Source organism: Synechococcus sp. H60.2 (genome assembly GCF_047462315.1).
In the GTDB taxonomy this organism is placed as follows: Bacteria; Cyanobacteriota; Cyanobacteriia; order Thermostichales; family Thermostichaceae; genus Thermostichus.
In genome coordinates, this window is record NZ_JANSIZ010000082.1 from 1 (window position 1) to 10,008 (window position 10,008).

Consider the following 10,008-nt stretch of genomic DNA (forward strand, 5'->3'; position numbering starts at 1 on the left):
AGCCCCTCTCCCTGAGGGAGAGGGGAGCTGGGATCCAGGCAACCAACTTATTTGAAATGACCATAAAAGCTTAAGTTTCAGCCGCCCTCAAGTCCGTCCATCTCCCTGAGAGGAAAGCCATGACTACCCTGCAAGAGATCCTGCAAGACCAGATCCTGCCCGGGCACTGCTTTAGCCCTGCCTACTACATCCGTCCCGACATCCACAGCGGCCTGCTCTACAGCCGGGGAGGATACCGCCTGGCAGCCTTTCCCATGCCTCTCCTGGAAGCCATCTACGCCGGCTTGCGCTACGAGACCGGGCAAGCCACCCGTGTCATCCTCTACAACTGTGGTCGCGAGTGGGGAGAAGCGTTTTTCCGCCGCATCGAAGACGAACTCTCCCGCTACTACCAACAGCCGTTGCAGGAATTGCCGCTGGGGATCTTCCTCGATGCCCTCAGCGAGCTCTGGGCCACCCACGGCTGGGGACGCCTAGAGCTGGATTTTTCCGCTGCTGACCGCGGCTTGGTGGAGGCTAGGATCCGCAACTCCGGCTTTGCCCTGGCTGCTCGTGCCAGCCTCAGCCCGGAGGAGCTGTCTGCGCAGCGGGAGCCTGCCGGCTATCTAGAGGCAGGAATGCTGGCCGGCCTCTTCTCGTTGCTCTCGGGCCGGGATCTGGTCTGTGTGCAAACCACCTGTGAATCCCTGGGAGCCGACTGCAACCGCTTTCTCATCGGCACCGCTCAGCGGCTACACAATGGTGAAGAATGGGTGCGCAAGGGCCTCTCCCACGAAGAGATTTGGGATCGGCTCGCCGCCGGTTCCTAGAGAGGGATCCCTGCTGAAAACCCATGTTTCCAGGCTGGCAGAGAAGGAGAGAATTGAATTTTTCCAGGTCTTAAGACTTGTAAAGACAAAGACAATTCTCCCTGCTCAATTCCTCACCCTTTTGCAAAGTTTTTTTGGCTCCTCGGCCAGTAGGTTCTCAACTGAGCAGCCGTCGGGATCCGAGTTGCTAAGAAAGTTAGCTGTCCTTAGGGATCCCTGCGTAATATATTTTTTCACACGCTCCCCTACAAATTCGCCATCCTAAAAGTAGGAGCTATCCCAAGTCTTGAGCAGTTCGAAGGGGGAGAGGCAATGAATGCTCAGCAACGTAGCCAAATCATCGCTTCGGAGTGGATGATCGACAGCCAAAATCCGGTTCATTCCATTTCCCGGCTGAAGCGGCGGGCAACTTACTCCGACGTTACCCTTTGGTGGCTGGTGGTGCAGCTCAACCTGAGCGAACGCAACTCCATTCATTCTGATCCTCGCTAGGGGCCAGAAGCGAATTCCAGCCTAAAAAATCCCCCCTCCCACGTTTAACCTCGAAATAAAAGAAGAGCTGAAACTTGAGGTAGAGGACTTCTCAAGCAACAGCTCTTCCGTTGAAGGCAAAAGCGGGGATCCCGACACCCTCTAATCGGTCGGGGGCAAGGCCGCCACCTGAGCCGGCTGCACCGGCAAGAGGGGCCGTTGCACAATTTCCGTCGGCAGGACACTGCGCAACTGGGCCGCCACCGCTACCGTCGTGACATCGTAGGTCTGGGTAGCCAAACGGGGGTAGAGGCCGATGCCGAGGATGGGCAAGAGCAGGCAGAGGGCGACAGCCATTTCCCGTGGGCGCATGTCCCCCAGATACTCCTCTAGCACCAGCCCGGGATCCTGAGCCCCATAGAACACCTGCCGCAGCAGGGAGAGCAAGTAGATGGGGGTAAGAATGAGGCCCACCGCCGCCAGCAGGGCCACCCCTGCCTTAAAGGCCGGCGCATAGGCGTCGCTGGTGGTCCAGCCCAGCAACACCGTCAGCTCACCCACGAACCCGCTCATCCCCGGCAGCGCCAACGAGGCCAAAGCTCCTGCTGTAAACAGGGCAAAGGTCTTAGGCATTTGCTTGGCCAGCCCGCCCAACTTGTCGAGAGCAAGGGTGTGGGTGCGCTCGTAGGTGATCCCTGTCAAGAAGAAGAGCACCGCCGCAATGAGACCGTGGGAGATCATCTGCAGCAGGGCGCCGTTGAGGCCTAGCTCCGTAAAAGTGGCAATGCCGATCAACACAAAGCCCATGTGGGCAATGGAAGAATAGGCCAGGCGCCGCTTGAGGTGGTTTTGCCCCAAAGCCCCCAGGGCCCCGTAGATGATGTTTACTGTGCCCAACACCGCCAGCACCGGGGCAAAGGACACATGGGCCTCCGACAAGATGCCCACGTTCAAGCGGATGAGGCCGTAGCCCCCCATCTTGAGCAGCACCCCGGCCAAGATCATCGAAATGGGCGCCGAGGCTTCGCTATGGGCATCCGGCAGCCAGGTGTGAAACGGAAAAATGGGCAGCTTCACCCCAAAGGCAATCAGGAAAGCTGCATACGCCAAGACCTGCAGGGCCAGCGGGTAGGATTTTGCACCCAGCTCTGCCATCTCCAGGCTGAAGCCCTCGCCGTAGAAGGCCATCGCTAGGGATCCCACCAGAATAAAAATAGAGGCGGCAGCGGTGTAGAGGAGGAACTTGGTGGCAGCATACTGGCGTTGCGGCCCACCCCAAATGGAGATGAGAAGATAAACGGGTACCAGCTCGATCTCCCACATCAAGAAGAAAAGCAGCAGATCCTGCGCCAAGAACACACCCACCTGGGCGCCATACATCAATAGCAGCAGGAAGAAAAACAGGCGCGGCTTGTCAGCCACCTCCCAAGCCGCCACTATCGCCAAAGTCGTAATCAAGCCCGAAAGCAACACCAGCGGGAAGGACAGGCCATCCACCGCCAGCGACCAGTGCAGACCAATTTGGGGTACCCAGGCGTAGCGTTCTGCCAGTTGCAGTGAGAAATCCTGCAGGTTGTAGTGCCGCCCGAAAACATAGACCATCAGGCCCAAATCCAAAGCCCCCACCGCCAGGGCATACCAACGCGCCCAACGGCTCTGGGGGAGCAGAGGGATCCCAAAGGCTGCCAGCAGCGGCAGGAGCACCAGGGCCGACAGCCAGGGAAACTCAAGGGAATTACTCATGGCCGGGAATAAGTACTTATGCTCAACATACTAATGATATGAAGCTATGTAAACAAATGGAAAGCGATTTTTACAAAAAAATCTGCGCAATAGCGCAGATCTGGAGAAGGTTTCTCTGATGCTAAGCATCGAGGATCGCCAAGAGAGCGGCAACGGCGGCCTGGGTGGAAAGTCCGTCAGAGTTGGCGAGAGAACCTGGCTGGCCAAGCCAGGTCTCGGCTCCCGCACTCCCTCGACACTTGGGAACTAGGCAGGATCTACTCGTCTTCGGCGAAAACGAAGCGGTGCAACTCGTCCAGGGTAGGCTCAGGGCTTTCCAGCGCGAAAAGGACGGCATCCTCAATCACGGCGCTCACCTTTTCCTGAATGGCCTGGAAGTCCGCCTCAGTCATCAAGTTGTGTTCGAGGGCGTAGCGCTCCAGTTGCTTAATGGGATCCCGCTGCCGCCAGAACTCTTTTTCTTCCGGGCTGCGCAGCTCGTCGGGGTCGGCCAACGAGTGGCCACGGAAACGATAGGTGATGCACTCCAGCAGGGTGGGGCCTTCGCCGGCGCGGGCCCGCGCGATAGCTTGTTGGGCAGCCTCCCGCACCGCCAGCACGTCCATGCCGTCCACTTGGTAGCCGGGCATGCCAAAAGCAGGGCCCTTGAGGTAGATGTCGGTTACTGAAGTGGCCCGTTTGTGGGCCATGCCAATGGCCCAGAAGTTGTTTTCCACCACGTAGACGATGGGCAACTTCCAGAGGGCGGCCATGTTGAGACACTCGTAGAACTGGCCGTTGTTGCAGGCTCCATCCCCAAAGAAGCAGGCTGTCACCTGGTCGGTGCCGCGGTACTTGGCCGAAAAGGCCGCCCCTGTGGCCACCGGGATCCCCTCGGCCACAAAGGCATAGCCGCCCAAAAAGTTGTGCTCCGCCGAGAACAGGTGCATCGAGCCGCCGCGGCCCTTGCTGCAGCCGGTGGCTTTGCCAAAGAGCTCCGCCATCACCGCCCGCGGGGGGATCCCGGCGCTGAGGGCATGCACGTGATCCCGGTAGGTGCTGCACACGTAGTCGGTGGGCTTGAGCGCCTTGATCACCCCCGTGGACACCGCCTCCTGCCCGTTGTACAGGTGCACAAAGCCAAACATCTTGCCCTTGTAGTACATTTCGGCGCACTTGTCCTCAAACAGGCGGCCCAACACCATGTCTTCGTAGAGCATGCGGGCCTCTTCGGCAGAGATGCGAGCACTAGCCACGGGAGGGGTAAGTTCCTGAACCATGCTGGAAAGTGATTGAGGGTAACCCATTTTTGCAGTCTTTTAATTATCCCACGCTTGGGGGCACTTGCAATCCCGCTGAGGGGGAGATCGAGGTGGATCCCAGTTCTGGAGGAAGGGGGGTAGACTAAAAGATTAAGGCAGGAGGCATTGCCATTGCAGCAGCCGCATCGAAGTCAGAACTCCGTCCCGCTGAGGCGAATACTGCAAGAGCAGGTATCCTGGCAAAGGCTTTTTCTAGGGGGGATCTTCTCCTGGAAGCTGAAGGGCCGGCCAAGATAACGGGGTGCGCCTATGGGAGCCCGTTGGGTTAGCGGTTTTGCGGCGGTGCTATTTGCCCTGACGGTCACCCTGCTAGGGGGCTGGTACTTCACGGCAGCCATTGGGCTGATTATTTTTCTGGCGCAACTGGAGTTCTTTCGCTTGGTGCAGACCAAGGGCAATGCACCGGCCATGCGCACCACCATGTTTTCCAGCCAGGTGCTGGTGATTTTGCAGCAGGTTAAGCCGGAGTGGACCAGCCCTGCTTTTATCGTGGCCGGTTCTGTGATCTGCTTTTATCTGCTTTTTAAGCCCAAGCTGGCCACCATCGCCGACATTGCCACCTCGATTTTGGGATTGTTTTACTGCGCGCTGTTGCCCAGCTTCTGGATTCGGGTCAGGGCTTTGTCTTTTTCCCAAGGACTGGGGGAAGGGCTGTGGATTACGCTGTTGGCTATTGGCTGTGTCATTGCTGCCGATGTAGCGGCCTACCTCTGTGGGCGGGCCTTTGGGCGCACCAAGCTCTCCCTCCTCAGCCCCAAAAAAACGGTGGAAGGGGCCGTGGCCGGGATCGCAGCCAGCATGGCCCTGGCCATGGCCGGAGCCTACTATCTGAACTGGCCCTGGCGCTGGTGGAGCGGCAGCGTGCTGGGGTTTTTGATTGGGCTAACGAGCCTGTTGGGCGACCTAACGGAATCGCTGATGAAGCGGGATGCCGGTGTCAAAGACTCCGGGGATCTCATCCCCGGCCACGGCGGCATTTTGGATCGGGGCGATAGCTACGTCTTTACCGGACCTCTAGTGTTTTACTTTATGGAATGCCTGGAATGGCTCAACGCCTATTTCAGCCGATAATTGCGATAATTCCCACCCCAGCCGAGAAGATTCTAGACACAAGTTTGCCTTTAGAAGGTTGGACAATCTGTGCGCAATCCTCGTAGGAATGGTACGACCAAAGCTACCCTTGGAACGGAGAAATCTCTGGTCTTTTGGCTCTTCAGCTATCTCGTTCCCCAACTTTCTCTTGCTGCACTTCTAAGATGACCTGCCTGACATTTTCCAGACAGCAAAACCCCTGGGGGTTGTTGACCTGGCAGCCACAGCGCCTGGCTTTGATGTGGGCGGCAATCTCGGCAAGAATGGCCTGGGGTGTTGTGGATCCCTGCAGCTCTTGCCGAATGCGCCGGCGGGTCCATGCAAAACAGTAGCAGACGGGCACGTCCTCGCCACTTTCTTTTTGAAAGACTGGCACCTTGAGGTCGTCAACCCCAAAGCTTTGACCTTGCTCAGAAAAATAAACAACAGGACAAATGGGATCCCGGCAAAACGCGTAGCTGCTGTCCGCATCCAGTTGTGCCAAAGCTCGAGGGAACAGCAGGCTCTTCAGGGTAATCAGTTGAACCGGGATCCCTTGCTCCCCGCTCCTTGGACACAAGGGCTGCCAAGCATTAGCAGAAAATGGTGCAAGGGGTTCTCTTGTCATGGGTTATCGAGCTGTTGTTGGAAGATAGTGCAAGAGGAACTTTTCTCTTGTTCAGAAAATTTCTGTTGACACTGTTCAATAAGTGTCGATAGCTCCCCTTTGAGTTCCTGCAGATGGGCAATTGACTTATCGATTTGTCTGAGTTTTTCCGTTAGCTTTACGTACACCTGCCAGCAGGGCAGAGCTTGCCCGTTTTCCTGAAGCAAGAGCAGTTCTTTGATCTCGGCCAGGGTAAGTCCCAAAGCCTTGGCACGGGCAATAAAAGCCAGCCGCTCCAGCTCAGGCTCCCCGTAGAGGCGATAGCCCCCCTCCGTCCTGCGCGGTTTGGGGATGAGCCCCAGGCGCTCGTAGAAGTAGAGGGTTTGGGGACTGATGCCCAACTTCTCGGCTACCTGACCCACCCGCAGCAGTTCAGACATGCCCGGTTCTATACCCTCTCTCCAGCAGCTCTCCTAGCCTAAACCCTATAGCTAACTACAAGGTCAAGAGGAATCCCCCGCAAGGCCCACCCCGGCAAAGAGAGCCGCAAGAGCCCGTCAGGCTGAAGTAAGCCTGCTAACCTATTAGGGTAGTTCTTCGAGAAGCCCTGGCCTAGATTCGGCATGACTGCTGCACCTGCCCTCGCCCACCTGCCCAGCCAGTACAACCCCTTTGCGACCGAGCCGAAGTGGCAGCGCTTTTGGGAGGAAAAGGAGTTTTACGTAGCGGATCCCAAGGCGCCGGGAGAAGCCTTCAGCATGGTGCTGCCCCCGCCCAACGTCACGGGCAGCCTGCACATGGGCCATGCCTTTGCCTTTACCCTGCCGGATGTGGTGGTGCGCTACAAGCGCATGCGCGGCTACAACGTCCTCTGGCTGCCCGGTACGGATCATGCCAGCATTGCCGTGCACACCATCCTGGAAAACCAACTGCGCCAGGAGGGCAAGAGCCGCTTTGACCTGGGCCGTGAGGCTTTTCTGGAGCGGGCCTGGGCCTGGAAGGAGCAATCCCAGGGCACCATCAAAAGCCAACTGCGGCGCCTGGGCCTGTCGCTGGACTGGACGCGGGATCGCTTTACTCTCGATGAGGGGCTGAGCCGGGCAGTTACGGAAGCCTTTGTCCGCCTCTACGAAGCAGGGCTAATTTACCGGGGCGAGTATTTGGTCAACTGGTGTCCGGCCACCCAGTCGGCAGTCTCTGACATTGAGGTGGACAACAAAGAGGTCAAGGGTCACCTCTGGCATTTCCGCTATCCCTTGGCCGCGGATCCCAACCAGTACCTGGTGGTGGCCACCACCCGCCCCGAGACAATGCTGGGGGATACAGCCGTGGCGGTCCACCCCCAAGACGAGCGCTACCGCCATCTCATTGGCCAGTTCGTGCGGCTGCCCATCAAGGAGCGCTTGATCCCCATCATTGCCGACGAGTACGTGGATCCCTCCTTTGGCTCCGGCTGTGTCAAAGTTACCCCAGCCCACGATCCCAACGACTTTGAGATGGGCCGGCGCCATCAGTTGCCCTTGATCAACATTCTCAACAAGGACGGCACCCTCAACGAGAACGGGGATCCCTTCACTGGTCTAGATCGCTTTGTGGCCCGCGAGAGGGTGGTGCAGTGGTTTGCCGAGCACGGTCTGCTGGAGAAGGTGGAGGAGTACACCCACAGCGTGCCCTACAGCGACCGCGGGGGTGTGCCCATTGAGCCGCTGCTCTCCATTCAGTGGTTTTGCGATGTTTCCGGCATGGCGGCCCGCTGCCTGCAGGAGGAGCGGGAGCACCACAACCCCCGCTTTATTCCGGAGCGCTGGACCAAGGTTTACACGGGCTGGCTGGAGAAGCTGCGCCCCTGGTGCATCTCGCGGCAACTGTGGTGGGGGCACCAGATCCCGGCCTGGTACCCCGTCATCGACGGTCAGATCCCTGAGGATCCCCAGGCTTTTGTGGTGGCCCGCAATGCTGAAGAGGCCTGGGCGAAGGCACGGGAGAAGTTTGGCCTGGCCCTCGAGCGGCTGGAGCGGGATCCCGATGTGTTGGACACCTGGTTTAGCTCGGCTTTGTGGCCTTTTTCCACGCTGGGCTGGCCGGAGGAGACAGAGGACTTCAAGCGCTACTACCCCACCTCCCTCATGTCCACGGGCTTCGACATCATCTTCTTCTGGGTGGCCCGCATGGCCATGATGGGAGTGCAGTTTACCGGCCAGATCCCCTTCAAAGATGTCTACATCAACGGCCTGGTGCGGGACGAGCACGGGGCAAAAATGTCCAAGTCCAAGGGCAACGGCATCGATCCCATCGAGCTCTTGGACAAATACGGCACCGACGCCCTGCGCTACGCTTTGGTTAAAGAAGTGGTGGGGGCCGGGCAGGATATCCGCCTGGCCTACGACCGCAAGACGGGCGAGAGCGCCAGCGTGGAGGCGGCCCGCAACTTTGCCAACAAGATCTGGAACGCCTCCCGCTTTGTGCTCCTGAACCTAGAGGGGCAAACCCCCGCCCAACTGGGATCCCCGGCTCCGGAGGCGCTGGAGCTGGCCGATCGCTGGATCCTGTCGCGGCTGCACTCCACGGCCACCCAGGTTATTGAAGAGCTGGAAGCCTACGGCCTGGGTGAGGGGGCGCGGCTCTTGTACTCCCTGATTTGGGATGACTTTTGTGACTGGTACATCGAGCTGGTCAAGCCGCGGCTGCGGGGGGAAGACCCCACCTCCAAGCGCACGGCACAGCAGGTGTTGGCCACTGTGCTGGAGACCATCCTCCGGCTGCTGCACCCCTGGATGCCCCACGTCACCGAAGAAGTCTGGCAGCTCGTCACCCAGGCCAACCAAGCCACCTCCATCTCCGTCCAGCCCTATCCCACCCCCGACCCCAGCTGGGTTAACCCGCAACTGGAGCGGGAGTTTGGCCTGGTGATCCAGACCATCAGCAGCCTGCGCAACCTGCGGGCAGAGGCTGGCCTTAAGCCCCATCAAACCATCACGGCTCTGCTGGTTACCGAGGATCCCGACGAGCAGCGGATCCTCACCGCCGCTCAAGCCTACATCCGTGATCTGGCCAAGGCCGAGTCCCTAGAAATTACGGGATCCCTGGCCAGGGAACCCAAGCAGGTGGCGGCTGCCGTAGTGGGCACGGTGCAGGTGCTGGTGCCCTTGACGGGGCTGGTGGATGTGGAGGCGCTGCAGGCTAAAGTGCAAAAAGATCTGGCCAAGCTGGAAAAAGAGGCGCAAGGGATCCGCGCCCGCCTGGAGAACCCCAATTTCCTCAGTCGGGCCAACCCGGAAGTGGTGCAGGCCAGCCGCGAGCAACTGGCAGAGCTGGAGGCCCAGATGCAGCTTTTGCAAGCCCGCCTGGAAAAGCTGGGCTAGGGCAACGGGGAGCGCTCTCCTTTGGGGCTCTTGACCTAGGCAGCCGAATAGCACCGGCTATTTTTGTGCAATGGGAGTGGCCATCCCCCATCTCTGTGTTATGATGAAAGCTGATTCGAGATAGATGTCGGTTGTAGCGTTCGGTTCTTCTGATCTTGACGGGTTTTCACGTTTTGTATTGGCAGACGGCTCTCCGAATATCTCGCCCTTTGTTCCTCTCTCTTTCGGAGATCGTCGATGTCAATTTATGTAGGTAACCTTTCCTTTAAGGTGACAGAAGCAGATTTGACCGCTGTTTTTGCCGAGTACGGTTCGGTGAAGCGGGTGCAGATCCCCACCGACCGGGAGACGGGTCGCATCCGTGGCTTTGGGTTTGTGGAAATGAGTTCTGAGGCCGAAGAGCAGGCTGCTATTGCCGCTCTGGATGGCGCAGAATGGATGGGCCGCGACCTCAAGGTCAACAAGGCTCGTCCGCGAGAAGAACGCCCGACCTCAGGCTTCCGCTCTGGTAACGCCAACGGCGGCGAGCGGCGGCGCAACTTCCAATCTCGCTATTAAAACGCCTGCTGAGGCTTCTCGGTTTGAGTTTGCCCCTCACCCCCGGCCCCTCTCCCAGAGCGGCCCTCACCCCCGGCCCCTCTCCC

Annotated in this window: 9 protein-coding genes; 5 read left to right on the plus strand and 4 right to left on the minus strand. The window is 58.9% G+C overall.

What is annotated here, in order from left to right; genetic code table 11:
- The first annotated feature begins 119 nt into the window (after positions 1 to 119).
- Positions 120 to 809, plus strand: a complete 690-nt coding sequence (locus NW845_RS11180) for a V4R domain-containing protein (protein WP_414366309.1) — start codon at positions 120 to 122, stop codon at positions 807 to 809.
- A 312-nt stretch (positions 810 to 1,121) separates the two neighbouring features.
- On the plus strand, positions 1,122 to 1,301 hold the full coding sequence (locus tag NW845_RS11185) for a hypothetical protein (RefSeq protein WP_414366311.1): 180 nt from the start codon (positions 1,122 to 1,124) through the stop codon (positions 1,299 to 1,301).
- Positions 1,302 to 1,442: 141 nt separating this feature from the next.
- Here the strand turns inward: NW845_RS11185 and NW845_RS11190 are convergent, their stop codons facing one another.
- A complete protein-coding gene (locus NW845_RS11190; RefSeq protein ID WP_414378583.1) occupies positions 1,443 to 3,023 on the minus strand; it encodes an NAD(P)H-quinone oxidoreductase subunit 4 in 1,581 nt (526 codons plus the stop codon).
- A 257-nt stretch (positions 3,024 to 3,280) separates the two neighbouring features.
- The gene (gene pdhA / locus NW845_RS11195; RefSeq protein ID WP_414378585.1) at positions 3,281 to 4,282 is read right to left on the minus strand and encodes a pyruvate dehydrogenase (acetyl-transferring) E1 component subunit alpha; all 1,002 of its coding nucleotides are present in this window, start codon (positions 4,280 to 4,282) and stop codon (positions 3,281 to 3,283) included.
- Between the two features lie 291 nt (positions 4,283 to 4,573).
- Here pdhA and NW845_RS11200 point away from each other — a divergent pair, with 291 nt between their 5' ends.
- On the plus strand, positions 4,574 to 5,395 hold the full coding sequence (locus NW845_RS11200) for a phosphatidate cytidylyltransferase (RefSeq protein WP_414378587.1): 822 nt from the start codon (positions 4,574 to 4,576) through the stop codon (positions 5,393 to 5,395).
- A 142-nt stretch (positions 5,396 to 5,537) separates the two neighbouring features.
- Here the strand turns inward: NW845_RS11200 and NW845_RS11205 are convergent, their stop codons facing one another.
- Complete coding sequence (locus NW845_RS11205) at positions 5,538 to 5,975, minus strand: putative iron-sulfur cluster-binding metallochaperone (protein WP_414378588.1); 438 nt, start codon at positions 5,973 to 5,975, stop codon at positions 5,538 to 5,540.
- 44 nt (positions 5,976 to 6,019) lie between these two features.
- A complete protein-coding gene (locus NW845_RS11210) occupies positions 6,020 to 6,442 on the minus strand; it encodes a heavy metal-responsive transcriptional regulator (protein WP_414349108.1) in 423 nt (140 codons plus the stop codon).
- 183 nt (positions 6,443 to 6,625) lie between these two features.
- On the opposite strand from NW845_RS11210, the gene NW845_RS11215 reads away from it, so the two are divergent.
- Together NW845_RS11215 and NW845_RS11220 are read left to right on the plus strand one after the other, a co-directional pair.
- A complete protein-coding gene (locus NW845_RS11215) occupies positions 6,626 to 9,364 on the plus strand; it encodes a valine--tRNA ligase (protein WP_414378590.1) in 2,739 nt (912 codons plus the stop codon).
- 237 nt (positions 9,365 to 9,601) lie between these two features.
- A complete protein-coding gene (locus NW845_RS11220) occupies positions 9,602 to 9,922 on the plus strand; it encodes an RNA recognition motif domain-containing protein (protein WP_414335402.1) in 321 nt (106 codons plus the stop codon).
- The last annotated feature ends 86 nt before the right edge of the window (positions 9,923 to 10,008 follow it).